This is a genomic window from Sphingopyxis sp. MC1, from assembly GCF_000371385.1.
GTDB classification, from domain to species: Bacteria; Pseudomonadota; Alphaproteobacteria; order Sphingomonadales; family Sphingomonadaceae; genus Sphingopyxis; species Sphingopyxis terrae.
The window spans coordinates 351,671-376,612 of record NZ_AOUN01000002.1 but is presented as its reverse complement, the minus strand read 5'-3'; the positions used below and the strand labels follow the sequence as shown (position 1 = coordinate 376,612).

22 protein-coding genes, 1 tRNA gene and 1 pseudogene are annotated in these 24,942 nt (G+C 65.0%); 13 read left to right on the top strand and 11 right to left on the bottom strand.

Annotated features, from left to right (window positions below):
• Positions 1–15: 15 nt before the first annotated feature.
• Positions 16–954, top strand: a complete 939-nt coding sequence (locus EBMC1_RS02340) for a winged helix-turn-helix transcriptional regulator (protein WP_003039943.1) — start codon at positions 16–18, stop codon at positions 952–954.
• 32 nt (positions 955–986) lie between these two features.
• Here EBMC1_RS02340 and EBMC1_RS02335 read toward each other — a convergent pair whose 3' ends face one another.
• Together EBMC1_RS02335 and EBMC1_RS02330 are read right to left on the bottom strand one after the other, a co-directional pair.
• On the bottom strand, positions 987–1,412 hold the full coding sequence (locus EBMC1_RS02335) for a DUF2147 domain-containing protein (RefSeq protein ID WP_003039941.1): 426 nt from the start codon (positions 1,410–1,412) through the stop codon (positions 987–989).
• The gene (locus EBMC1_RS02330; protein WP_003039937.1) at positions 1,409–2,266 is read right to left on the bottom strand and encodes a metal-dependent hydrolase; all 858 of its coding nucleotides are present in this window, start codon (positions 2,264–2,266) and stop codon (positions 1,409–1,411) included. Before EBMC1_RS02330 ends, EBMC1_RS02335 begins: the two co-directional genes overlap by 4 nt.
• A gap of 177 nt (positions 2,267–2,443) precedes the next feature.
• Here EBMC1_RS02330 and EBMC1_RS02325 point away from each other — a divergent pair, with 177 nt between their 5' ends.
• On the top strand, positions 2,444–3,079 hold the full coding sequence (locus EBMC1_RS02325; protein ID WP_231292851.1) for a TetR/AcrR family transcriptional regulator: 636 nt from the start codon (positions 2,444–2,446) through the stop codon (positions 3,077–3,079).
• A 16-nt stretch (positions 3,080–3,095) separates the two neighbouring features.
• Here the strand turns inward: EBMC1_RS02325 and EBMC1_RS02320 are convergent, their stop codons facing one another.
• Entirely contained in the window at positions 3,096–3,836 is a 741-nt protein-coding gene (locus EBMC1_RS02320) for a Crp/Fnr family transcriptional regulator (RefSeq protein ID WP_003039931.1), read from the bottom strand.
• A 60-nt stretch (positions 3,837–3,896) separates the two neighbouring features.
• On the opposite strand from EBMC1_RS02320, the pseudogene EBMC1_RS02315 reads away from it, so the two are divergent.
• Positions 3,897–4,745: pseudogene (locus EBMC1_RS02315) on the top strand (TauD/TfdA dioxygenase family protein).
• A 16-nt stretch (positions 4,746–4,761) separates the two neighbouring features.
• Here the strand turns inward: EBMC1_RS02315 and EBMC1_RS02310 are convergent.
• Both EBMC1_RS02310 and EBMC1_RS18910 read right to left on the bottom strand, forming a co-directional pair.
• Positions 4,762–5,577, bottom strand: coding sequence for a hypothetical protein (locus tag EBMC1_RS02310; protein WP_231292850.1), 816 nt, complete (start codon positions 5,575–5,577; stop codon positions 4,762–4,764).
• An 84-nt stretch (positions 5,578–5,661) separates the two neighbouring features.
• Complete coding sequence (locus EBMC1_RS18910) at positions 5,662–6,411, bottom strand: helix-turn-helix transcriptional regulator (protein ID WP_003039927.1); 750 nt, start codon at positions 6,409–6,411, stop codon at positions 5,662–5,664.
• Between the two features lie 140 nt (positions 6,412–6,551).
• Between EBMC1_RS18910 and EBMC1_RS02300 the strand changes: the two genes are divergently transcribed.
• The 3 genes from EBMC1_RS02300 to EBMC1_RS02290 all read left to right on the top strand — a co-directional run bounded on the left by EBMC1_RS02300 (position 6,552) and on the right by EBMC1_RS02290 (position 10,293).
• Positions 6,552–9,011 (top strand): TonB-dependent receptor, encoded by a 2,460-nt coding sequence (locus EBMC1_RS02300; protein WP_003039925.1) that lies wholly within the window; start codon positions 6,552–6,554, stop codon positions 9,009–9,011.
• A gap of 26 nt (positions 9,012–9,037) precedes the next feature.
• Positions 9,038–9,937, top strand: a complete 900-nt coding sequence (locus EBMC1_RS02295) for an oxygenase MpaB family protein (RefSeq protein WP_003039921.1) — start codon at positions 9,038–9,040, stop codon at positions 9,935–9,937.
• 176 nt (positions 9,938–10,113) lie between these two features.
• On the top strand, positions 10,114–10,293 hold the full coding sequence (locus tag EBMC1_RS02290) for a hypothetical protein (protein ID WP_040589150.1): 180 nt from the start codon (positions 10,114–10,116) through the stop codon (positions 10,291–10,293).
• Positions 10,294–10,370: 77 nt separating this feature from the next.
• On the opposite strand, the gene EBMC1_RS02285 is transcribed toward EBMC1_RS02290, so the two are convergent.
• From EBMC1_RS02285 to EBMC1_RS02270, 4 genes are read right to left on the bottom strand one after another with little or no spacing between them, the layout of a single operon-like run.
• Positions 10,371–11,573 carry a M14 family metallopeptidase gene (locus EBMC1_RS02285; RefSeq protein WP_003039918.1) on the bottom strand — a complete coding sequence of 401 codons (1,203 nt, stop codon included), beginning with the start codon at positions 11,571–11,573 and terminating at the stop codon, positions 10,371–10,373.
• A 4-nt stretch (positions 11,574–11,577) separates the two neighbouring features.
• Positions 11,578–14,643 (bottom strand): TonB-dependent receptor domain-containing protein, encoded by a 3,066-nt coding sequence (locus EBMC1_RS02280; protein WP_003039915.1) that lies wholly within the window; start codon positions 14,641–14,643, stop codon positions 11,578–11,580.
• A gap of 29 nt (positions 14,644–14,672) precedes the next feature.
• Positions 14,673–15,617, bottom strand: a complete 945-nt coding sequence (locus EBMC1_RS02275) for an alpha/beta hydrolase (protein ID WP_003039912.1) — start codon at positions 15,615–15,617, stop codon at positions 14,673–14,675.
• Positions 15,614–16,999: a dicarboxylate/amino acid:cation symporter gene (locus EBMC1_RS02270; protein ID WP_003039910.1), complete on the bottom strand. Its 1,386-nt coding sequence runs from the start codon at positions 16,997–16,999 to the stop codon at positions 15,614–15,616. The genes EBMC1_RS02275 and EBMC1_RS02270 overlap by 4 nt, the downstream gene beginning before the upstream one ends.
• A 198-nt stretch (positions 17,000–17,197) precedes the next feature.
• On the opposite strand from EBMC1_RS02270, the gene EBMC1_RS02265 reads away from it, so the two are divergent.
• The 3 genes from EBMC1_RS02265 (at position 17,198) to EBMC1_RS02255 (ending at position 21,449) form a co-directional block, all read left to right on the top strand.
• Positions 17,198–18,880, top strand: coding sequence for a sensor histidine kinase (locus EBMC1_RS02265; protein WP_040589148.1), 1,683 nt, complete (start codon positions 17,198–17,200; stop codon positions 18,878–18,880).
• A complete protein-coding gene (locus EBMC1_RS02260) occupies positions 18,877–20,199 on the top strand; it encodes a sigma-54-dependent transcriptional regulator (RefSeq protein WP_003039905.1) in 1,323 nt (440 codons plus the stop codon). The genes EBMC1_RS02265 and EBMC1_RS02260 overlap by 4 nt, the downstream gene beginning before the upstream one ends.
• A 119-nt stretch (positions 20,200–20,318) precedes the next feature.
• Positions 20,319–21,449: a sensor histidine kinase gene (locus EBMC1_RS02255; protein WP_003039902.1), complete on the top strand. Its 1,131-nt coding sequence runs from the start codon at positions 20,319–20,321 to the stop codon at positions 21,447–21,449.
• Positions 21,450–21,511: 62 nt separating this feature from the next.
• Here EBMC1_RS02255 and EBMC1_RS02250 read toward each other — a convergent pair.
• Both EBMC1_RS02250 and EBMC1_RS02245 read right to left on the bottom strand, forming a co-directional pair.
• Positions 21,512–21,587 (bottom strand) — tRNA-Thr (locus EBMC1_RS02250).
• An 18-nt stretch (positions 21,588–21,605) separates the two neighbouring features.
• On the bottom strand, positions 21,606–22,478 hold the full coding sequence (locus EBMC1_RS02245) for a hypothetical protein (protein ID WP_040589315.1): 873 nt from the start codon (positions 22,476–22,478) through the stop codon (positions 21,606–21,608).
• 62 nt (positions 22,479–22,540) lie between these two features.
• Between EBMC1_RS02245 and EBMC1_RS02240 the strand changes: the two genes are divergently transcribed.
• Genes EBMC1_RS02240 through EBMC1_RS02225 form a run of 4 tightly spaced genes read left to right on the top strand, consistent with a single transcriptional unit; the run spans position 22,541 to position 24,837 of the window.
• A complete protein-coding gene (locus EBMC1_RS02240; protein WP_003039891.1) occupies positions 22,541–23,119 on the top strand; it encodes a NifU family protein in 579 nt (192 codons plus the stop codon).
• 29 nt (positions 23,120–23,148) lie between these two features.
• Positions 23,149–23,742, top strand: a complete 594-nt coding sequence (locus EBMC1_RS02235; protein ID WP_003039889.1) for a malonic semialdehyde reductase — start codon at positions 23,149–23,151, stop codon at positions 23,740–23,742.
• On the top strand, positions 23,717–24,361 hold the full coding sequence (gene tsaB, locus EBMC1_RS02230) for a tRNA (adenosine(37)-N6)-threonylcarbamoyltransferase complex dimerization subunit type 1 TsaB (RefSeq protein ID WP_003039887.1): 645 nt from the start codon (positions 23,717–23,719) through the stop codon (positions 24,359–24,361). The genes EBMC1_RS02235 and tsaB overlap by 26 nt, the downstream gene beginning before the upstream one ends.
• Positions 24,358–24,837 (top strand): GNAT family N-acetyltransferase, encoded by a 480-nt coding sequence (locus EBMC1_RS02225; protein ID WP_003039886.1) that lies wholly within the window; start codon positions 24,358–24,360, stop codon positions 24,835–24,837. Before tsaB ends, EBMC1_RS02225 begins: the two co-directional genes overlap by 4 nt.
• Positions 24,838–24,942 lie beyond the last annotated feature (105 nt).

Below are 24,942 nucleotides of genomic sequence, written 5' to 3'. Positions count from 1 at the left end.
AGGGCGGGCGCAGCAATGGACGCATCAGCCGTGAAAGAAGATCGCACCATCCGCGCCTGTTCGATCTGGCGCGCGCTCGATGTCGTCGGTGACGTTCCGGTGCTGCTCATCATGGAGCAGGCCTTTCTCGGCACCCATGGCTTCGACGAATTCGTGGCGCGGACCGGGCTCGCGCGGTCGGTCGTCAGCGGGCGGCTACGCAAGCTGGTCGACGAGGATTGCCTTGCCAAACGGCCGAAGAAGGAAGGGCGCGGTTCCTATTATGCGTTGACCCAGAAGGGGCGCGACCAGTTTCCCAACGCCTTGATGATGCTGCGCTGGCAGCATCGCTGGGAAGCCGCGAGCCGCGACTTTCGGGTTCGCCTGCGGCACAGCGCGTGCGGCGCGGAAACCGAGCCGACTCCGATCTGCGCCCATTGCCGGAAGGAAATCGACCCGCGCGACGTCGACTGGCGCGAAGGGCCGGGGCTGGCCCAGGTCGTTCCGCACTATGAACGCCGGCGCTTCAACGGCGCGGTGACGGCGCGCCGCCCGGGCGGGCGCCCGCTGGTCGATACGATGATCGAATTGTTCGGTGATCGATGGGCGACGCTGGTGGTGCGCGCGATGTTCACGCGCATCAACCGCTTCGATGACATTCAGCGCGACACGTTGATGGCGACCAATATCCTGACCGGCCGCCTCGAACGGCTGATCCGGCAGGGCATATTGCGGACCATTCCCTATTCGGCGCACGCCGACCGCGTCGAATATCGGCTGACCGAAAAGGGTCGCGACCTTTATCCCGTATTGCTGGCGCTGCTCCAGTGGGGCGACCGCTGGTTTTCCGACGAACGCGGCCCGCCGCTGATCCTGACGCACAAGCCATGCGGTCACGACCTTCGGATGGTCGTTGCCTGCAATCATTGCGACGGCGAAATCGGCATACACAATCTGACGTTCGAGATCGAATGAGCGTCAGGAGCCGGCATTGAAGCGGAGCCGCGCTAGTTAAGCCGCGTCCATGTCTTGGTTCGACAGAAAAAGGCGAGGCAGCCCTTTACTTCCAGCTTGCCGTTGCCGAGCAGTCGCAGTTCGCCGCGCGATGCCCCGTCGCCCGTTTCGGGGTCGTACACAGGCCCGCCTTTCCATTCCGACGGGCCCCCCTTGAAATTCTGGAGCACGATCAGTCCCATCAGCCGGCGCTGGCGTAGCTTGGGATCGCCGTTCCGCACATCGCGCAGATCGGGATTGGCGCGCAGCCGCTTTGCATCGACCACCTTGCCGCATAGCGCCGCGCCGCAGCGATAGATTTCGACCCGTCCGCCTTCGCTGCCCGTCGCCCACAGCCCAACGGGATCGGCGGCCATGGCGCTTGCGGGGGCAAGGGCGGCGGCGGCAGCGAGGCCCATCGCGGTCGCGCGGCGGCTCATGCCGCCTGCTCCCGGCTCGCGGGCGCGTTCAGCAAAGCGAGCGCTTCGGCCAGGAGGGGGCGGTCGTCGTGCTGCCAGGGATGAAAGCCCGGCCGCATATAGCCAACCACACCTTTGAGCAGATGCCGCATCAGGCCGTGCCTTCCATAGAGATAGGCGAGCAAGTGCCGCCACGTCGTCCAGTCGTTGCGACCGTCCTGCCGCAACAAATCTGCGGTATTGCGGAAAATCACATAGTGAAAGCGCAAAGTCGTAACGCCCATGACGGCGCAGCGCTTCAACCAGCGCCGCAGCGGCATCATGTCACGCGTCGCATGAAGATAGGTGTCGTAGGCGACCGCCTTATGTTCGATTTCCTCGATCGCGTGCCACCGCCACAAACGCCGCGCTTCCTCGCTCGCGCCGCCGAGATGCCCGGGATTCGCGAGCGCGTCATGCGCCAGCGTCGCGGTAAAATGTTCGAGTGCGCAGGTTGCCGCCAATTGCTGGATCGGCGGGCGCCGTTTGGCCCATGCGATCGTCCGGCGCGCGCGTTCTTCGAGCGGGGCGATGTCGTAGCCGACATCTTCGGCCTGGCGATTGAAGACGACATGTTCGCGCGAATGCATCGATTCCTGATAGATGAAATCGTCGATCTGGCCGCGCAGCGGCTGCGGCGTGCCTTCGCGATACTGCCGGACCGATGTCATGAAGAATTTCTCGCCGACAGGGAAGGTGGACGACAGCGCGTTGAAAAAGGCGGTGCGACCGGGGTCGCCGCTGTGCCACCAGCGCGGCGGGGCCTGCTCGCGGCCGAACTTCATGTCGCGCTTCTCGATCCGGAGATCTGGAGGCGTGGGCGTGTCGAGGGTCATGAACAACTCCTGCGAATCATCAACATTAACATCAATGTTTATAATGCAAATATTCGCCATTCGCAAGAGATGCTACTATCCTGTTTCAGAACGGCTTTTTCGGAAGCCGATCGGAAGGCTGTTTCGCTTGCGTACATTGGTCTAAGGCCATGTGGACCGCAGGTGGAGGAAAGAGCGATGGCGCGAATGTACAAGATGGCGCGGCCCGCCCCCAAACGCCGCAAGCGATCGGGCGCGGAGGTACGCGAAGAGGGGCTGGCCGCGGCGCGTCGTCTGCTGCTCGACGGCGGTCCGGGTGCCGTGACGCTTGCCAACGTCGGCGAAGCAATCGGCATGTCGCACGCCAATGTGCTGCATCATTTCGGCTCGGCGGCGGGTCTGCAATCGGCGCTGATGGGATCGATGATCCAGGATCTGACGGGCGCGCTGGATAATGTCGTCGACCTGCTGGAAACCGACGATGCGGCGCCGCGCACGATTGCCGATCACGTCTTCGATGCCTTCGACAAGGGCGGCGCCGGGCCGCTCGCGGCGTGGATCGTTCTGTCGGGCGATGTCGGCCGCCTCGAGCCGATCCGCGAAGCGGTCGGTGCGCTCGTCACCGCGATCGTCGGTCAGTCGAAGGATGCCGCCGCGCGCGAGCGCGTCCGCGCCGCAGTGTTGATGGTCGCGGTCAGCGCGTTCGGCGATGCCGTGATCGGCCCCTATTTACGCGATATGCTGGGCCAGAAGGATGATGCGATGCGCGATCTCGTCACCCGCTTCCTGCCGCTGTTCCTGTCTCCCGGCTTCCTGGGGCTGGCCGACGACTAGGGTCAGTATCTTGGGGTCAGGGGCCGGCCGCGAGCAGGATGCTATCGTCGGATGCCGAAACGCGATGCGCGATGCCGCTGCGTTCCATCGCCTTGACGAACCCATCCGCGTCGCCTGCCAGGCGGCTCAACTGAGCCATGTCGCGCAGGTGGATGGTGCGATAGCCGCGCCGGATCGCGCCCGCTTGCTCGAGCGCGGCAAGATGGGCGCTCACGACCTTGCGCGACAGGCCGCAGAGTTCGGCCAGATCCGATTGGCTGAGCGGTACCTCGGCGTCACGCGCGAAGGTCAGGAGCCGCGCGGCGATGCGTCCGCGGGGCCTCAGCGACAGCATCTGCGCCAGTCCGTGCACGCTGGCGTCGAGTTGCCCGTACACCAGTTCGCTCGTCGCCTTCCAGAGCGCGGGGAGGCGATGCCCGATCCGGTCGAGCATCGTGTCGCTGATCGTCAGGATGTGGCTCGGCCGGCTGGCGATCGCGGTCACGATACGCGGACCGCCGCCCATCTGGCGCGACTGACCGAAGGCGTCACCGGCGCGGGCGATGCCGACCAGCACGGTCTTTTCCCCCGCCGCGGCTTCGAGGCGCAGCATCCCGTCGAGCGTGATGACGATGCCGGTCGCCATGTCCCCTTCGCCATAGACCCATTGCCCGCGCGCGAGCGTTGCCAGCCGGCCATCGGCGGCGATCGCCTGCTGCACCGCAGGATCGCAGCGGCAAAACCATCTGCATTGCCGGAGCTGATCGCCGATCGTCATGAGGAATTGTAACGTAGGTAGCATTTGGATGCCAGCGTTTGCGCTATCGTCGCCGGGATAATGCGGGAGAGTTCCATGACGTCGATACAGATGCACCCCCTGTCGCCGCACGTCGGTGTCGAAGCGACCGGGCTCGATTTGAACCATCTCGACGAGCAGGATATCGGGCTTCTGCGGCAGGCCGTCGCCGAGCACGGCGTCCTCTTCGTGCGCGATCAGACGCTCACCCCCGAACAGCATATCGCTTTCGCCCGCCGCTGGGGCGAGATCGACATCAACAAATATTTCCCTGCAAATGGCGGGCACCCGGAAATTGCGGAGGTCCGCAAGTCGGAAAGCCAGCAGACCAATATCGGCGGCGGGTAGCACACCGATCACAGCTATGACCAGATCCCCGCAATGGGCTCCATCCTGCTCGCCCGCGAAACTCCGCCCAGCGGCGGCGATACATTGTTCGCGGGCATGGGCGCGGCTTTCGATTCGTTGTCACCGGGCCTGAAGGACATGTTGCGGACGCTTCGCGCCGTCCACTCGGCCGACCATATCTACAGCGCCGATGGCCTCTATTCGAAGACCGATCAGGGTGTCGACCTGAAGGGGCATGAGGAACGAACGCGCGCGGTGCATCCGGTGGTGATCCGGCACCCGCAAAGCGGGCGCGAGATCCTGTACGTCAATCCGGCCTTCACACTGCATTTCGACGGCTGGACGCGCGAGGAGAGCGTGCCGCTGCTCACCTATCTCTATCAGGTCGCGATGCAGGAGCAGTTTCATTGCCGCGTCCAATGGGCGCCCGGATCGCTGGCAATCTGGGACAACCGGTCGACCTGGCATTATGCGATGAACGATTATCACGGCCATCGCCGCCTGATGCACCGCATCACCATTTCGGGCGAACCGCTCGCCTGATTTATGGGGCCAGCCCCTAAGGTCGTTCGATGCCGTAATCGATCCTGATCCGGACCCAGGCCCCGACCATCGAGCGCCCGCCGACCCGCGGCGGGCGCACGCGGAATTGCCACGCCGCCGCCAGCACCGCGCGGTTGATCTGCGATCCTTGCGGATATTCGTCGAGCCCGACGCAATCCTCGACGCGGAATTCGGGGGCGGTGCGACAGGCGATTAGCCCCCATCCCGGCCCGCTGGCGGTGGACAGATAGCCGCGCAGTTCGTCGCGGCTCGGTTCGCGATACCATGCCGCGGCATAAAGCGGCTCGCCGTTCGGCGCGCTCCCCACGCGCGGCGTGTCGCGCGATGCCGCCGACCCGCCGCTGTCGGCCGGGCCATAGGACTGCCCGCTGTTAAGGCGGACGCCGATGCGTTTCGTCGGCGGGGTGGCTGGCGGCGCCGGTGGTTGCGGGGGCGTCGTGGGCTGCGGGGCTTGTGGCGGCAGGGGGGTGGGCGGTGGCGCCGGAACGGGGGTGCTCGTTACCGGCGGTGTCGGGGCCTCCTCGTGCCGTTCGGGCGCCTTGCTGGCGTGTTCGGGAGCTTGCTCGGCGGCTTCGCTGGCCTCCAGGCTCACCATGGTGATGCGTTCCTGCTGCTTGTCGGGCAGCGATCCCAGACCGGTGGTGAGCAGCAGCAGGAGCAGCAGCGCCGGAATCAGGACAGCGAGGCCGATCGCGAACAGCCGGCGTCCCGCCCCGATGCTGAGCTGTTCGACGTAGGGAGTGGCTTGAACAGGGTTCAGCGGACGCAATCTTCGGTGGCGGCGCGCGCTGGTCGCGGGCCGGGGAGGCACGCGCGAGCGATAGGCGGGAGGGCGATTTTTGACAAGGGTGCCTGCAAGCCCGCAGCGGGCATGCGGTCAGCCGCGGTCCCGGAATCAGACCGCGCTGGCGCCGACGAAGCCCAGACCCGCAGCGAGCTGGATCGACTGGGCGCGGCCCGTTGCGCCGAGTTTCGCGGCGGCGTTGCGCAGGTGAAAGCGCACCGTCGATACCGACAATGACAGGATGATGCCGATTTCCCCGTCGGTCTTGCCCGCCGCGGCCCAGCGCAGGCACTGCACCTCGCGCCGGGTCAGCGTCTGCGGCACGGTTGCGTTGCGCGGCCGTCCGCGCGCTTCATTGTGCGTGGCGACGAGGCGAAGCGCCAGGCTGTGCAGACGGTCGGCATGGTCAGCGAAAATATCGTCGACGCCCACCGGCTCGCGCGAGCACCAGAACACGGCGCCGACAAGTCCGCGCGGCAGATGCACCGGCGCAACGATCGCTTCGCCGAACAGCGGACTGTTCTTCGCCTGCTCGCAATCGACGGCGTCGAGCAGGCCGGTGGCCCGCCACGTCTGCAAGCGCCCGTCGCTGTAGAAAAAGGGTTCGGCGGTCAGGCGCGCGGCGGTGAGGAAGGCGACGTGCAGCGCCAGCTTGCGATCGCGCCAGTATCGATGCGTCGGATCATACCATTTGAAGCTGGTTTCGGCATAGGGACGGCCCTGTTCGTCGGCCATCGGATCGGGATCGCCAAGATCGGCTTGCGCTGCGATGAAGGGCAGGCCGATTGCGTCACCCGCCGCCTGCACCGCCTCGATCAACGCCGGAAGCTGTTGCCAGCAAACTGTCCGATAATCCGTCACGCCGCCTCTTTCCGAACCCGCATACTGACACAGATGCCAGCTTGTCGGGCGGCCCGCAATTATATCCTCTGCGGGCGTTCGGACTGCGCGCCACCCGCGATCAACGACGGGGACGCCGCGGCCGCTTGAGGGAGGATGACATGAAGGCTTTTCGCTTGTTCCTGCTTGCCGGTTCGGCCGCAAGCTTCGCCTGCGCCGCACCGGCCTTCGCCGCCGATGCCGCCGCCGAAGCGGCCGACAAGGCGCAGCCGGCCGAGGGCGAGATCATCGTCACGGCACAGCGCCGCGCCGAATCGATCAATGATGTCGGCATGGCGATCCAGGCGGTCGACGGACAGACGCTGGAGGATCTGCGGGTCACCGACGTACGCGACCTGACCGCCGTCGCTCCCAGCTTCACCGTTTCGCAAAGCTATCAGGGCGTACCGACCTATACGCTGCGCGGCATCGGCTTCAACACGATCAACCTGTCGTCGACCTCGACCGTCGGCACCTATGTCGACGAAGTCGCCTACGCCTATCCGATCATGAACACCGGGCCGATCATGGATCTGGAACGGGTCGAGGTCTTGAAAGGGCCGCAAGGCACGCTCTATGGCCGCAACACCACCGCCGGCCTGATCAACTTCATCACCGCGAAGCCGACCGACAGCTTCGAAGGCAGCATCAGCGCCGATCTCGGCAATTATCAGACCTGGAATATCGGCGGCCACCTGTCGGGCCCGCTCGCCAACGGTATAGCGGCGCGCATCGCGTTCCGTAGCGAGAACAGCGACAAGGGCTGGCAGGTCAGCAACACGCGCGGCGAGCGGCTCGGGGAAGTCGACAAGCTGGGCATCCGCGGTTCGCTGGCGATCGATCCCGGTCCGGGCACCCATTTCGACCTGTCGGTGACCTGGTGGCGCAACAAGTCCGATACCGTTGCGGGGCAGGGGATCGGCTTCACGCCGGCGACCGATCCGGTGACAGGGACGAGCAATTCGCGCTTCTTCAACGCCGCGGGGCTTGCGAACTATATCGCGGGCAACGCGCCGACCAGGGCAACGCAGGCCGACTGGGCGCCCGAGGCGGCGCGTTCGGCGGATATCGGCACCGGGCTGGGCCTCGACGGCCCGCTGCGCGAGGATAATCGCTTCTGGGGTCTGAAGCTGCGCTGGGACCAGGATATCAGCGACGGCGTCAAACTGGTGTCGCTGACCAGCTACAATGATTTCAAACGCAACGCACTGTCCGACTGGAGCGGCGCGCCCTTTGAAATCCTGCTTCAGAATACCGTGGGGCGGATCAAGAGCTTTGCGCAAGATCTGCACGTCGAAGGCGAATCGGGTGCGGTGAACTGGCTCGTCGGTGCCTATTACGCCAATGACCGGATCATCGATTCGAACCGCACCCTGCTGGGTCAGAACGCCAATGTCGGGCTGATCCGCGCGGCGGGCGTACCGCTTCTGGCGAGTCCGATTTTCAATTCGGACGGTTATACCGCGACCGATCTTGCGCAGGCGTTCCGCACCTATGAAGATTTCGGGCGCATCCGCACGAAGACATGGAGCATCTTTGCCAATGCCGACTGGCAATTGTCGGACCAGCTCAAGCTGACGACCGGGCTGCGCTATACCGAGGACAAGCAACGCTACAACGGCTGCTCGCGGGACTTCAACGGCAATATGCTGCCCAACGTCAATGTCGTAAACCGCGCGCTGTACCTCCAGACCTATGGCGTGCTCGCCGATCCGATCACGCAGGGACAGTGCAACACCTTTGATCCGGCGTCAGGCACGTTCGGCGAGGTCAGTTCGCTTCTCAAGGAGAATAATCTCGCGTGGCGCCTCGCGCTCGACTGGTCGCCCAGCCCCGACACGCTGCTCTATGCGTCGGTCTCGCGCGGCTATAAATCGGGCACGACGCCGATCAACGCCGCAAATCTCGCGCGTCAGAATGCGCCGGTAAAGCAGGAAAAGCTCACCGCTTATGAAGTCGGGCTGAAGGCGACGCTCGCCGACCGCATGGTGCAGGCCAATGTTTCTGCCTTCTACTACGACTATGCCGACAAGCAGATCAGCACCTATTTCGCCGATCCGATCTACACCGCGCTGTCGCGTCTCGACAATGTGCCCAAGTCGAAGGCCTATGGCGTCGAGGGCGAGCTGATCGTGCGGCCCGCGCCGGGCGTGTCGCTGTCGACAAACGCCTTGTGGCTCAAGACGCGGATCAACGGCTATGTCGGCACCAATGCGGCCGGCCAGTCGCAGAATTTCGACGGCGCCGAATTCATATATAGCCCGCGTTTTCAGGGCAGCGTCACGCTGGCCTATAATACGCCGGTCAGCGACAGTCTCAGCCTGACCGGCGCCGTCAGTGCGCGCTATCAGAGCAAGTCGAACACGATCTTCGAGGATCTGCCGCTCTACAAGATCGATGCCTATGGCACGGTCAATGCAAGCCTGGGCCTGAAGAGCGATGCGGGCTGGTCGGTTCAGCTGTGGGCCAAGAACCTGTTCGACAAATATTATTGGTCGGCGGTGGCGAGCAACGCCAATGTGGTCGTGCGTTTTCCCAATCCGCCGCGAACCTATGGGTTGACGCTGGGCTTCGATTTCTGAGCTCGCGAGAAGGGTGCAGGCAAGGCATGCAGGAAAATTATCTGGGCACGATAATCGACTTTTCCTCTCCCGTCGGCGAAGCGGCCCTGCTTGCACCCGACAGCGTCCAGTGGCGCGTCTACAAAAACCCGATCGCGCTGGGTATCGGCGGGATCGCGGCGGTTCTGCTCGAATTCGCCGAACCGCGCATCCGGTCGGGGGTGTGGGATCATTCCACCTACAAGGCCGATCCGATCGGCCGGTCGCGGCGCACCGGGCTGGTGGCGATGCTCGCCTGCTATGGCCCCGCAAGCGTCGCGCGCGAGGTGATCGGCAAGGTCAACCGGATGCATGGCGCGGTGAAGGGGCAGACGCCGGCGGGGGAGGCGTATCGGGCGCTCGACCCGGTGCTGCTCGACTGGGTAGCGGCGACCGCGGCCTATGGCTTTCTGACCGCCTATGATCGCTTCGTGCGCCCGGTGAGCGATGCCGACAAGGATCGCTTCATGAGCGACGGCGCGGTGATCGGACGGGCGTTCGGCGCGCTGCATACGCCGCCGACGATCGCCGACTTCATGGACATGATGGCGCGGCTCGAGGCGCGCTTCGAACCCCATCCGATCCTTTTCGAATTTCTCGACATCATCCAGTCCGGCCGCGCCGCGCCGGGCGTGCCCCGTCTGCTGCACCGTGCGATCGCCCGCGCGTCGGTGTCGCTGCTGCCGCCGCATATCCGGGCGCGGCTCGAACTCGGGCGTTCCTATGATTTGACGCGCTTCGACCGGCTCGCGCTCAAGGTGGCCGGGCGCCTTGCCGACCGCCATGTCGATCGCAGCGCGCCGGTCTGCCAGGCGAGCGAGCGGCTGGGTCTGCCGTATGATTTCGCCTTTCGCCCGGCGGGCGAACAGCGGGCGCTGCTCGCCAAGCGGACGCTCGCCGCGGTTTGAGCGCGCCGACAGATGACCAACTTGTAATCCCGCCGCCATCGGCCGGGCAGGGGCCCGGGTCTATTGATCGGTCGTCGGGCAGGCCGATCCGAACCGTTTCCTCCGTCCCTGGAACGGACCGGCCGCCCTGACAGCCCCCGATTTGGGCGGTTGAACTGTCAAGGAGTGGAAGTCTTATGCGTAACTATAGCAAACTCGCTGCCGCCGCCGTCCTTTCGCTCGCCATGGTGAGCGGCTCGGCCTTCGCTGCCGACGCGACGCCGACCAAGGCGGCGACGTCGAAGCCCGCCAAGAAGGCGACGCACCACGCGCACAAGATGAAAAAGGCCGAAAAGAAGGCCGCAACCAAGGGCTGATTACCAGCGTCAGTTCCCGGTTGCCGAGGCCGGCCCGCCGATGCGGGCCGGCCTTTCGGCGTCCGGCGGCCGGAAGATTATCGAGCGAGGAGCGGAAGCGCGGCCAGAAAGGCGCGTGCGAGTTTCTCTGCGGCAGCATCGATTCCGGCGCGGTCGGCTTCGTCGCCGGCTTCGTAGGTGTAGGCGGGGATGCCATAAGTCGCGTGAAACCAGTTTTTCGACGTGCCCGAGCCGGGGTTGGCATTGCGGCGCTCGATCGTGAAGGGATAGCCGGGCAGCGCCTTCTCCTTCCCGCCAAGCCATGCCACTAGGAACGCCTCCTCCGCGGGCGTCGTTTCGTCGGCGCCCTGCACATAGAAGAGGCTGTGCTGCGTCGAATGGAAATCGACCATGGCGACCGGGCGCACGCCTGCGGGCAGGCGATCGAGCCAGGTTTTGACCGCGCGCGTTTCGGGCTGCGAAAAGATGCCCCAGTCGCGATTGAGATCGACGCCGCCGCGGTTCGCGCGCCAGTGACCCCGCGCGACGCCGTCGGGGTTCAGCAGGGGCAGGATAAGGAATTGTGTCGCTGCGGTGTCGACGCGCCCCGCGGCGATCTCGTCCGCGAGCGCGCGCAAAAAGGCATCCATTGCGAGCGCGCCGGTAATTTCGGGCGGATGGGCGCGTCCGATCAGGACGACGAGCCGCGGCGCCTTGGCGTCGCCGATGCGGATCGCCGACAGCGGCCGACCGTCGAGCGACGTGCCGAGTGTCAGCCGCTCGGCTGCGGGAAGCGCCGCAAGCCGGTCGAGCAACGCATCATAGCGGACGCTGCCGAACAATTCCTGCCCACTGACGATCCCTTCGCCGGCGGGCAGCGAGAGCGTGGCGCTCATCCCGTCCGCCGCAACGCTGGCGGACAGGGGCGCGACGGTGCCGCCTGCGGTCAATTTGGGTGCATAGCGATGCGCCGCGCCAAGATAGTCGAGTTCGACGGAAATATCGGCCGACCCGCTCGCCTGGTAGCGAAAGGCGTACCAAGGGCTCGGGTTGATTGGTGGCGCATGTTCGGGGCCGATCAATATCGCGAACGACCGCTCGCCCCGGATGACGCAGCGCGATGCGGGCGCTTCGTCGAAATCGAAGTCGATCCGTACCGTGCTTGTCGCGCACCCCGAACCGCGCTCGACCGGCGCGGCGGCGAGGGACGGGGGAAGCGGGGGTGTGCCGCTGCACGCCCCCGTCCCTCCGATGACCAGCGCAAGCGCGACGCGCTGCGCCAGGGCGCTGGACAGCCGCATTGCGCTAGAACTTCTTGCGCAACTCGACATGGAACACGCGGCCGCGCGCGGTGTAGAGATTGCTGAAGAAGCCATAATCCTCGTCAGCAAGTGGCGGATCTTCGTTGAACAGATTGTTGATCGCGAAGCGCAAGCGGGTGCCGTCGAGCGGGGTGTCATTCTTGATCGTGTAGGCGATCGAGAGGTTCAGCGTAAACTGGTCGTGCACCGGGTAATAGTTTGCGTTCGGGTCGTCGGAATCGATCAGCACGTCGCGGATCACGCTCGTGTCGTAAACCTTGCCCGTATATTGGCCGAACAGGCCGATATCGACCGGGCCGCTTCCCCAGTTGATCGCGCCGGTCGCGCGCCATTTCGGCCGGCCCTCGATCTCGACCAGTTCGCCCAGACCGCCGACAGTAACGTCGAGCGGCAGGACGCCCGAGGCGATGCCGTCGATGATTTCCTGACCGTCGGGACCCGCCGACTGGACGAAGCTCATCAGGTGCGCGACGTTGAGGCTCAGGCGGAATTTTCCCATGCCGAAATCAGGCACCTTGTAGAACAGGCCGAAGTCCCACCCCTTCGAGACGCGGCTGTCGAGGTTGAGATAGGGGTCGAGCACCTGGGTGATCTTGCCCGCGGGGGCGAGGCTGGTGCCGGTGAACAGCGCAATGTCCTCCGCGGTCGGATCGGCGCGGATCACGTTGGGGTTGCTGCTACCGTTCAGGCGGCGCAGCAGGTCGAGCGCGATGGCATTGTCATCGCCGAAGGTGCCGACCAATCCGGTCTGCTTGACGCGCCAATAATCGGCAGTCAGCGTCAGCCCCGGAATGAAGCGCGGTTCGAGCACGATACCCAGGTTGATGCTGGTGCTGTCCTCGGGCTTAAGGTTCTCGGTTCCCGAACGATAGCTGATCGTGCCCGCGCCGGCGCAGGAACCGAGGCTGGAGATCAGCCCCTTTTCGAGCTGCGCCTGGCACAGGACGAAATCGTCGCGCGTGTTCGACCGCGTCGTTCCGGCGTCATTGACCTGCACCAGATTGGGCGCGCGGAAACCGCGCGACCAGGCGCCGCGGAAGGTCACGCCGGGAAAGACCGACCAGGATGCGGCGATGCGCGGCACCGCGGCTGTTGCGTCGATATCCTTGAAATGCTCGACGCGGCCGGCGAGCTGGACATCGAAGCGGTTGATCAGCGGGATATTCATTTCCGGGCTGACGATCGGCACGAGAAGTTCGGCGAAGGCCGAATAGACTTCGCGCGAGCCGCTGGTATCGGGCGAGGGGCTGGTGCCCGCAACGTCACTGCCATTGACATCGCCGGTCACGCTGTCGGTGAAGGTGATCGTCCCGTCGAGCCGCGGATCGCGGTCATCGTAAAAGGTTTCGCGGCGCCATTCGACGCCTGCGGCGATACCCAGATCGCCGCCCGGCAGCGACAGGAGGTCGTTGCGGCTGATCTTGAAGTCGCCGAGCGCGAGGCTGGTACCGCCCTTGCGGTAGACGTCGATACGGAAGGGATCGATCGAAGAGGCCGGGTTGGGGGTGCAGTCGCCGATGCCGGGATCGGAGGTGACGCAGCCGCCGTTGAACGGATTATAGGCGTCAGGGGTCGTCAGGTTGATCTGGTTCTGCATCAGCGTGAGCGACACACGGTTGCGCGTCAGGTCGTTGAGCTTCGCTTCGGAATAAACGAAGCCGGTGTCGAAGTCCCACGCGCCGATATTGCCCCTCAGGCCGCCGACGAGGCGATAGACATTCTTGTCGACCGACACGTCGCGATTGCCGACATCGACGAAGCGATAGCGCTCCATGATGACGTCCACACCGCTCGCGGCGATGGTGGTGCCGGGCAGGCGGTTGGGACTGCCGACCGGGCCGAACGGGTTCCAATAGGCATTTTTCGAAATGCCGACCGGCACCGCGCTCAGGATGGCCGAAGCATCGAGCTGGCGGTTGTTTTCCGACCGGTAGAAGCTGCCTTCGAAATAGGCCTCGACATTGTTACTGAGCTCGTAGCTCAGCAGCGCCATCGCATTGTAGCGACGCTTCTGGCTGATCAGGCTGTTGCCGTAGATCGTATTGTAGCGGACGTCCGTGGTCGGCGTCGTGCCGTTGCGGGCGCAGAGACCGTCGCCGAAGCTCAGCTTGCAACCGGGAAAGCTAGACGGCTGGAGATAGAAATCATCGTCGCCGATCGGCGTCCGGCTCGACGGCGACGAGCCCTGAATATCAAACTGCCCAAACGGACCGAAGGTATTGCGATTGTTGAACGATGCGTCGCCTTCGAAATCGGTGCCTTCGACCAGCGGCAGGCGATTATCGTCCGCGGCATAGTCGCGTGCGGCATTCGACAGCCCGTTTTCATAGAAATAGCCGCCATAGACGGTCAGGTTGCCGCGTCCGCCGCCGAAGTCGAAACCATAGCCGCCGGAAATCTGGTAGCTGTAGAGGCTGGTGCCGTCGGAGGCGCGCCAGTCGCCTTCAAGGAAGCCGCCCTTCATGTCGCCCTTGAGGACGGTGTTGATCACGCCCGCTACCGCGTCCGCGCCATAGATCGCCGACGCGCCGTCGCGCAGCACCTCGAGCCGCTTGACGCTGCCGGGCGCGATTTCATTGGTGTCGGAGCTCACCACCGGCACGAGCAGTTCGGTCTGAAAGCCGGGGTGAAGCGTCATCCGGCGGCCGTTGATCAGCAGAAGCGTGTTGCCGGTGCCGAGGTCGCGCAGGTTGATCGAGCCGACGTCGCCGCGGACATTGTTGACGGTCGACGAATTCTGTTCGTTGAACGCGACGGTGCCGGCCTGCGGGATCGCCCGGAACAGCTCGTCGCCCGACGACGCCCCGGTGTTTTCGATCGCCGTTTCGTCGAGCACGGTGACGGGCAGGACGTCGTTGATCTTCGCACCCTGAATCTGCGACCCGGTAACGACGATCGCCTCATTCGCGTCTGCGGGCGGTGCCGGCTGGTCCGCGCTCTGGTCCGCCGCGGTTTCGGCGGCGAGCGGTTCCTGTGCCTGTGCGACGGTCGCCGCAAGCAAGCTCGGTCCGCAGAGTAGCGCCAGCTTTGCGATGGTGATTGCACGCATGGATATTTCCCTTCCCCTGTTGTCTGTATTCATCGATCGAATGGCCGCCTGGTCATCCAGGCTTCGAACAGATCGGGCCATTGGCTTAGGATCTGGTCGGGCGTGCCGAGACCCCATCCGTGGCCGCCCTCCTCGAAAATGTGCAGCTCGGCCTTCGCGCCCTTGGCGAGCAGCGCTTGGAACAGTGACAGATTATGGCCGGGCGGTGCGATCGGATCGTCGGATGCCGAAAATAGGATCATCGGCGGCGCGTCGCTGTTCGCCAGCGTATCGAGCGACCAGGCGTCTTCGGCGGCTTTGGTCGGATGCTCGCCGATAATCTCGCGCCGCGTCCGCGTCGTGTCGAACGGCTTGCGCAACTGCACCACCGGGAACAGCAGCGCCGCGAAGTCGGGGCGTGCCGGGGCGTTTTCGAAACGATCGGTGCCGTCGTAGAATTTCTGGTCGGGCCGCAGCGCCGTGAAGCCTGCCAGGTGCCCGCCCGCCGACATGCCCATGATTCCGATGCGGTCGGGCGCGATGCCGAAATCGGCGGCGCGCGTGCGCACGATCTTCATCGCTCGCTGCGCGTCGGCGAAGGGCGCGCTCGCGTCCCAGCCGTCGCGCGGAAGGCGATAGATCAACTCGAACACGGTATAGCCGTGCAGCTGGAGCCATTTCGCCGCGGGCGTGCTTTCCTTCCACAGCTGGATACGGAAATAGCCGCCGCCACCGCAGACGATGACCGCGCGGCCGTTGGCGATATTGGGCCGGTAGACGCGCAGCCGCGGGGTCGCGATATTCGATACCGCGCCATAGCCGGTCCCCGCGCCGCCGATCTTTTCGGGGCCGCTGGGGCCGTTGCCCCCCGGCGGTTTGCCGGGCCAGAGCGGAATTTCTTCGACCGCAAAGGCAAGCGCCGGCGCTGATTTGGCGGCGCCGACGACACCTGCGAGCGCCGCGCCGACGGCAAGGATGGACCGCCGCGAGATCATGCGCTTTCTCCTGCTTTGCTCATCGCAAGGCTGTGTGGGCCGGAGCGTTCGTGGCGCTCGCTATCCTCGCTCGGCAGCGCCATTGGCGTGCCGGCCATCGCCGCGGCCAACCGATCGGTATCGAGCGCCTTTTCCCATTTGGCGACGACGATCGTCGCCACCGCATTGCCGATGAAGTTGGTCAGCGCCCGGCATTCGCTCATGAAGCGGTCGATCCCGAGGATCAGCGCCATACCCGCAACGGGAACCGACGGGACGACCGAGAGCGTCGCGGCTAGGATCACGAAGCCCGCGCCGGTCACCCCGGCCGCGCCCTTCGAACTGATCATCGCGACAAGGACGAGCGCGAGCTGCTCGCCGAGCGACAGGTGGATGCCCGTCGCCTGCGCAATGAACAGCGCGGCGAGCGTCATGTAAATGTTGGTACCGTCGAGGTTGAACGAATAGCCGGTCGGCACGACGAGTCCGACCACCGTCTTGCGGCAGCCGGCGACTTCGAGCTTTTCCATCAGGCTCGGCAGCGCCGCTTCGGATGACGAGGTCCCCAGCACCAGCAGCAGCTCTTCGCGGAGATAGCGGATCAGCGCGAAGATCGAAAAGCCGGTGAAGCGTGCGACCAACCCGAGCACGACGACCACGAACAGCAGCGAGGTGAGGTAGAAGGTCGCGACGAGCGTCGCGAGGCTGGCGAGTGACCCGATCCCGAACTTGCCGATGGTGAAGGCGATCGCGCCGAACGCGCCGATCGGCGCGAACTTCATCAGCATGTGAACAAGCTTGAAGATCACTTCGCTGAACGACGTCAGCAGATCGAGCACCAAGTCGCTTTTGGGGCGCGTCGTGAAGATTGCGACGCCCGAAAGGATCGCGACGAGCAGGACCTGCAGGATTTCGCCGTCGGTCATCGCGCTGAACAGCGTCGTCGGAATGATGTTGAGCAGGAAGCCGGCGAGCGATTGTTCCTCGGCGGTGTGCGCGTAGGTCGCGACTGCGGTGGTATCCAGCGCGGCGGGATCGATGTTGAGGCCGGCGCCGGGCTGCACGATGTTGGCGACCGCCAGGCCGACGATGAGCGCCAGCGTCGAAAAGGTCAGGAAATAGATGAAGGCCTTGGCGGCGACGCTGCCGATTGAGGACATGTCCTTCATGCTGGCGATGCCGGTTGCGACCGTCAGGAAGATCACCGGCGCGATGATCATCTTCACCAGCTTGATGAAGCCGTCGCCCAGCGGCTTCAGCGCCTCGCCGGCATCGGGATAGAAATGCCCCAACAGCGCGCCGAGCAAAATCGCCACGACAACCTGGAAATAGAGCTGGCGATAGAGCGGTACGCGCTTGCGTCCGCCCATGCCGTCATCTGCCGCGATGCTGATCGACCCCATGCCATCCTGTCCCCTGTCCGCCGGCTCGAACCGGCCGTTGCGGGAATTCTAGGATGGTTCGCGGCGGGCGCAACGATCGCGCTGCCTCCCTTCAGCTCTATATAAAACAACGGCTTATGATGATCTCCGATCAAATTTGTGCAGATTTCCGCATATTTCGGATATACAAAGTGCGGATATTCGCACATCAATCGAGCGATGACGGTGCTGGGAATCGATCTGCGCGCGCGGCGCTGGGCTTTGGCTGCGGGGCTATGCACCTTGCTCGTCGTCGCGCTCGCGGTCGCGATCACCGATCGGGTGATGCACGATCGCGCGCTGTCCGAGCAGGCCGGACTTGCGCGTAACGACGCGGCGATATTGGCGTCGAGCCTGCGCAGCGAGCTCGACAAGTTCAGCCTGCTTCCGATCGCGCTCGCCGACGATCCGCAGGTGCGCGCGCTGGCTGCGGGCGACGGCGCTTCGGTGGCGGCGCTCAACGGGCGGCTCGAGGCGCTTGCGCGCCAATCGGCGGCGGCGGCGATCTATGTGATGCGCGCCGACGGCACGACGCTCGCGGCGAGCAACTGGCGGCTGCCGACCAGTTTCGTCGGGTCGAAATATGCCTTTCGCCGCTATTTTCACGATGCGCTCGCCAACGGATCGGCCACCCAGTTCGCGCTCGGCACCGTCAGCCGCGAGCCGGGGCTATACATCGCGCGGCGCATCGGGACGCGCGCCGCGCCGCTCGGCGTCGTCGCGGTGAAGGTGGAGTTCGACGGGCTCGAGAGGAGTTGGCGCGACACGGCCCAGCGCGTCTATGTGACCGATCGCGACGGGGTAGTGCTGCTGGCAAGCGACGAGCGTTGGCGGTTTCATCTGGCCCAAGGCGCGAGCACCGACGCGCGCGATGCCGAGGCCGATCTGCGACAGTTCGGCATCCGGACGCTGCGCCCGCTCGCGATCGTTTCGCCCAATGAGGGCGAGGCGGTGCGTATCCCGCTGCTCGACACGCGGCAGCCGATCCTTCCCGACGGATGGGTGCTGCACCTGCTCGCCGATCCGGCGCAGCGCGTCGATGCGGCGGTGGCGACTGGGCGGCTGGCGCTGGCGCTCGGCTTTCTGGTGCTGGCGGTCCTTGCCGCGACGGGCGTCGTGATGCGCCGACGCCGCGATGCGCGCGCGCAAGCGCTGCTCGACGAGCGAACCCGCACGCTGCGCGAACAGCTATCGCAGGCCAACCGACTGGCGACGCTCGGCCAGATATCGGCTGGCGTCGGGCACGAGATCGGGCAGCCGGTCGCCGCGGCGCGGGTTTTTGCGGAAAATGGGCAAAAGATGCTCGCGGCCGGCGAGGTCGAGCAGGCGTCGGGCAATTTTGCCCGCATCGTCGATCTGGCGGATCGGATCGGACGGATCACCGGCGAACTGCGGCGCTTCAGTCGGCGGCAGCCGGCCGACCGCCGCGAAATGCCGCTCGGCGAGGCGATCGACGGGGCGCTGCTGCTGCTGCGCGATCGCATCCGGTCGATGCACGTCGCCATCGACCTGCCGCCCGAGGAGGCAACGCAGGTCGTCGTCGCCGCCGAACATGTCCGGCTCGAACAGGTGCTGGTCAACCTGCTGCAAAATGCGCTCGATGCCGCCGGAGAAGGGGGCAGGGTGACAGTCGCCGTCGATGCGGGCGGCGATGCCGTCTGCCTGCGCGTGATCGACAGCGGGACGCCGCTTTCGCTGGCGCAGGCCGACGATCTGTTCCGGCCCTTCGCGACGACCAAGCCCGACGGCCTCGGCCTCGGCCTTGTCATCGCGCGCGACATCATGCGCGATCTTGGCGGCGAGCTTGCCTATGATGCGGATGCATCCGCGACGACCTTCGTCATGACGATCCCGCGCGCATGACCGGCGTGCGGCCAACGGTCCTTTTCGTCGAGGATGACGAGACGCTGCGCGAGGCGACGGTGCAGGCGCTGACGCTCGAAGGTTTCGAGGTCTCGGCCCACGCCGACGCCTTATCTGCGCTGCGCGCCGTCAACCCCGCCTTTGCCGGCGTGATCGTCAGCGATATTCGTATGCCCGGAATGGACGGGATCGCCTTTTTCGACCATCTGCGCGCGCTCGATCCCGAAATGCAGGTGATTTTCACGACCGCGCATGGCGATGTCGCGATGGCCGTCGAGGCGATGAAAAATGGTGCGGCGGACTTTTTTACCAAGCCCTATTCGGTCTCGCGGCTGGTGCATGCGATCGGCCGGGCGCACGACCGGCGCGCGCTGGTGCTCGAAAACCGGCGCCTGCGCGACGCGTTGCGCGAACGGGAGCATCGGCGGATCGGCGGCTCGTCGCAGACCGCCGAGCGGCTGCAGCGCCTGATCGCCGAAGTCGCGCGTGCCGATGTCGACCTGATGATCTCCGGGCCGACGGGCGTGGGCAAGAATTTCGTCGCGCGGCTGGTCCACGACCTCAGCCCGCGGCGCGACAGGCCCTTCGTGACCGTCGATGCCGGCGTTCTGATGCACGACGACGCGAATCTGATCCTGTTCGGGCGCGATCCTTCGGTGGCGCTGTCACGGTCGGGCCTCGTCGAACGCGCGCAAGGCGGCACGCTGGTTCTCGACGAGATCGAGAGCATTCCCGAGCGCGCCAAAGCCCAGTTGCTGAGCCTGATCGACACGCGCCGTTTCCTCGCGATCGGCGCCGAGCGACCACGTTCGGTCGACGTCCGTATCATCGCCATCTCGCGCAGCGCGGGCGAAGGAGAAGGCGCCCGGCCGCTCGATCCCGCACTGCTCCACCGGCTCGGCGGCATTGCCATCGCGCTGCCCGATCTGGCGAGCCGGCGCGAAGATATTCCCGATCTCTTCCGCGAATTTGTGGCCGCGTTCGAGGCCGAACTGGAACTGGAGACGAGCGATCTCGGCGAAGCCGAATGGCGCCATCTGTTGAGCCACGACTGGCCGGGCAATATACGCGAACTGCGCACCTTCGCGCGCAACTTCGCCACGGGTCTGACGCGCATCGCACAAGGCTCGGCGGACCGTGCAGAGCCGCAAAGCCTGCGCGAAATGGTTGCCCGCTTCGAACGCGCGGTGATCGAGGACGCGCTGCGCGACGCAAAGGGACAGGTGGACGAGGTGCAGCAAAGATTGTCGCTGCCGCGCAAGACGCTTTACGACCGCCTGACGAAATATGGCCTCAGGGCCAAGGATTATCGGCGGTAAGGCGGCGCGATGATCGTTCACAACGGACGGCAAGTCGCGACATATGGTGTTTCGGCCGGTGTCGGCCGAAACGCCGGTGCAGAGCTTGCGGCGTGCAACAGGGGCCGGAGGGAGCTGTCATGAATCCCGATGACATAGCGCTGGACGTGAATTTCAGAAACCGACCGGCAAATGCGCGGGGCATTCGTATTGCCACGATCAGATTCGGCATCGCGTTCTGGGTTTTTGTCATGATTGTTGCGGCATTCATCATCGGCGCGACGAGCGACGTCTCACGATCCTTCCTGCTATACAGATTTGTAGATTTTGTATCGCTCTCGGCATTGGCGCTTGGCCTGTCCTACCTCATCTTCATGCTGCACGAGCGATCGGTGCGACGTCGTACTTCGGAAGATTCGTTACCTCTCCTGATGATCGCGGCCTTTTTGCTGTCGGTTGTGCTGGCTGCACTATGGGCAGGTTTCCATGCATTGTACCCCGCAATCGCGGCGATTCTGCATCTCGCACCAATACGCACGACGGACCTCACGGTCTATTTTGGAGCGGCATGGGCGATTTTTTTCGCCTGGGGCTGTCTGTTCGTCGCGTTGATCTATGCGTTCGAGTTGAACGACCGCAAGGTGCGTCTCGCCGCCATTCGGGAAGAGGCGCTGAGCGCCCAGATGCGCGCGCTGCGCTATCAGATAAATCCGCATTTCCTGTTCAACACGCTCAATTCGATTGCCGGGCTGATCGAAGAAGGTGCCGCCACGCAAGCCGAACGCATGGTGCTTTCCCTCTCCATCTTTCTGCGGACCACATTGGCGCTCGATCCATTCCATGACGTTCCGCTTGCTGATGAAATCGCCCTGCAGCGAGAATATCTGGAGATCGAACGCGAGCGGTTTTCCGACCGCATGAGCTTTTCGATAGCCACCGACGCCGATGTGGCCGATGCGTTGGTCCCGAGCCTTATCCTGCAACCGCTCATCGAAAATGCTCTCAAGCATGGCGTGGGTGCGACCCGCGGCAGGGTTGAAATATTGGTCAGGGCCTGCCGGGCAGGGGATCGGCTGTGCATCGCGATCGAAAACGACATGCCCCGGAATGATGACGGGGATATGCCGAAGACGTCGGGTTTGGGAGTGGGCCTCAAGAATGTGGCCGAACGATTACGCGCTCGCTTCCAGGGCAATTACGCGATGAAGTCCGGGCCTGTTGGCGAGGGCCGCTTCGGTGTCTCTCTGGAACTGCCTTGGCGACTGGCGTGACCGAATGCATCGGCTTTCAATGCAAATTGCGGATGGCGCGATGAGCCTGTTATCGGGCGCGATGGTGCCGGCTGTCAGACTCGAACTGACGACCTACCGCTTACAAGGCGGTTGCTCTACCAACTGAGCTAAGCCGGCGCGTTCGCGCCCCTTGCGTCAAATTATGCTAAAGGTCCAGCCCTCGGTGCATGCGATCGCCGGGGTGAGCGGTGCGGGGGACCAGGGTGCGGCATCGGCGGCGATCGCGCGGAGCCATGCGGCGCTGAGCAGCGCGTCGCTCGCATGGTCGCTGACCGGCCCTGCGAGCCCAGCCGGCGGCGAACCGAGCGCTGCAAGCGCGGTATCGAGTGCGGCGCCGTCGCGGATCTTGCTGCGCCCGGCGGGCACGCCCGCGGCGCGGGCGGCAAGCGCGGTGTAGATTTCGACGAGCAGCGGGCCGCGCGGGGGCGCTGGATCGAGCGGCCAGAGCGGGAGGGCGCCGCCGAGATGGTGGAGCAGCCGCATCCCCGACAGGCTGGCCTTGCCGACCTGTGCCGCGCCGACGAGGTTGAAATTGCTCACGCTAGCCGCCTGGCGGGTCGCGCGCTGATGCTGTTCGACGATACGCAGCCGTCCTGCGCCACCCTCGAACAAGTCGCCGACATCGCCCTTTGCGTGACGGAAATGGCGGCGGGCCTCCGCATGATTGAGAAAGCCATGCGCCTCGAAATGCGGATCGTCCGCCGCATGGCGCGCGACGAGCGCCCATAGCGCGCGCATATCGGGCGGACTGTCGGGCCATTGGGGGAAATAGGCGTCGCGGTCGGCAAAGGCGAAAGCAGCCGAAAAATCGAAGCCGATCAGCATGTCGGTGCCTTGTACTGCGACGTCGCAGAGCCAGTCGAATATTTCCGCGCGCGACCAGACATGCCCCGGCCGGACGAGCGCGGGCGCCGCCGCGCCGCTCGCCACGGCGAGTGCTATACCACGCTGGCGCGCGCCGCGGGCGCCCGACCAGTCGATGGCGGCAAAATGGGTGAATGGGCGCATATTTGGCGTGTAGCGCGGCGCGGCGCCTTGCACAAAGGGCCGCCCGGTCCCAAATGCGACCAATGCTGATCGAAACCGAATCGACGCCGAACCCCGCGACGCTCAAATTCCTGCCCGGCCGTCCGGTCATGGAAACGGGAACCCGCGACTTTGCCAGCCCCGAAGAGGCCGAAGCCTCGCCCTTGGCGCAGGCGTTGTTCACCCTCGGCGATGTGAGCGGCGTCTTCTTCGGGCGCGACTTCGTGTCGGTGACGATCGCGCCCGGCGCCGAATGGTCGATGGCGAAGCCCGATGTGCTGGGCATCATCATGGATCATTTCCTGGGCGATATGCCGCTGTTCAACCCGGCGAGCGCCGCGGGGATCAGTGTTCCGGGCGAGGCGGAGGGGGGCTTTGCCGACGACCCGGCCGATGCCGACATCATCGACCAGATCAAGGAACTGATCGAAACGCGCGTCCGCCCGGCGGTCGCCAACGACGGCGGCGATATCGTCTATCGCGGGTTCGACAAGGGCAATGTCTATCTGAAGATGCAGGGCGCCTGCGCCGGCTGTCCCTCGTCGACCGCGACGCTCAAGAACGGGATCGAGTCGCTGCTCAAACATTATGTTCCCGAAGTCACCGCCGTCCACGCGGTCTGATCTGATCCCAGCCACAGGAGTATGTCCCGATGAGCGAGCCGCTTTCCGACAGCGCCCTCGACCAGCTTTTCCGCACCGCGCGTACCTATAACGGCTATCTCGACAAGCCGGTGTCGGACGCGCAGCTTCGCGCGATCTGGGATCTGATGAAATTCGGCCCGACGAGCGCGAACAGTCTACCGGCGCGCATCGTCTGGTGCGTTTCGGACGATGCCAAGGAAAAGCTCGCTGCGCTGTCGATGCCCGCGAACGCCGAAAAGATATTGAAGGCGCCGGTCACCGCGATCATCGCGATGGACAATGAATTCTACGAACATCTGCCCGAGCTGTTTCCGCACACCGACGCGCGGAGCTGGTTTGCGGGCAATGCGCCGCACGCCGCGACCACCGCGTTCCGCAACTCCAGCCTGCAGGGCGGCTATTTCATCCTAGCCGCGCGGGCGCTCGGGCTCGATACCGGGCCGATGTCGGGGTTCAACAACGACGCTGTCGACGCCGCCTTTTTCGCCGATACGCCCAATGTGAAGAGCAATTTCATCTCGACGCTGGGCTATGGCGATCCGGCGAGCATCTTCGACCGCAGCCCGCGGCCGGACTTTGACCGCTTCAACCGCATCGCCTGACGCGCTCCGGCTCGTCATCGATTGTGCCAGCGAGGCCTGCACGGTCGCGCTGATCGATCGCGCGCGCGTGGTCGATGCGCGGCACGAGGTGATCGGACGCGGCCATGCCGAGCGGCTGGTTCCCCTGATCGCCGAACTGCAAGGCGGGGGACGAGCGGCCGGGATATTGGTTGGCTGCGGGCCGGGCAGCTTTGCCGGCGTGCGCATCGGCGTCGCGGCGGCGCGCGCGCTGGGACTGGCCTGGGGCGTCCCCGTGCGCGGCTTTTCGACCCCGGCCCTCGTCGCCGCGGCGGCGGCCGAGCCGATTGCGGCGGCAGGCGGCGCGCTCGTCGTCATGGAGGGCGGGCACGGCCAATGGTTCGTCCAGCCCTTCGACGCCGACCTGACGCCGCGCGGGCCGGTGCAATCGCTGTTGCCCGACGCCGCCATCGCGAACGGGGATGCGTTGATCGTCGGCAATCGCGCTGAAGCCTTTGTGGCGCGCCGCGGCTTCGGCGAGGCGCTGGCGATGCTGCCCGACGCGCGTGCGCTGCCTGCGCTGCCGGCGGAAGCCCTGTTCGACGACCCCCGTCCCATTTACGGGCGGGCACCCGACGCAAAACCGATGGCGACGCCATGAGCGAGGCGGTGCGGATCGCCACCGCGCGCGTCGCGGACCTGAACGCGGCGATGCGGATCATGGATGCGGCGTTCGATCCCGCCTATGGCGAAGCGTGGAGCGCAGGTCAGTTGCTGACGCTGTTCGCGCTCCCTTCGGCACGGATTTGTCTGGCATGGGCCGGGGAGCGGGCGTGCGGCTTTTATGCGGCGCGGATCGCCGGTCCCGAAAGCGAGTTGCTCCTGCTCGCCGTCGACCCGGCCTTTCGCGGCCGCGGCGTCGCAAAAAAACTCATGACCGACTGGCAGAATTGGGCATCGGGCGAAGGCGCCGAAGACTATTTCCTTGAAATGCGGGCCGACAATGATGCGATTCATCTTTATCGCGCAGCGGGTTTTACGGAGTGCGGACGGCGCCCTGCTTATTATCGCGGGCGCGATGGCGTAATGCGCGATGCGATTACGATGCGGCGCCCAGTCAAGGACGCCGATCATTAGCAATTGAGGCATTGCGAAATTCCCACCAAAATGGCATGAATTTCCTCGGGGTATAAACCCCCCAATAATCAAATCGCTGATTATCCGGGTCTTTATATGGGGAAT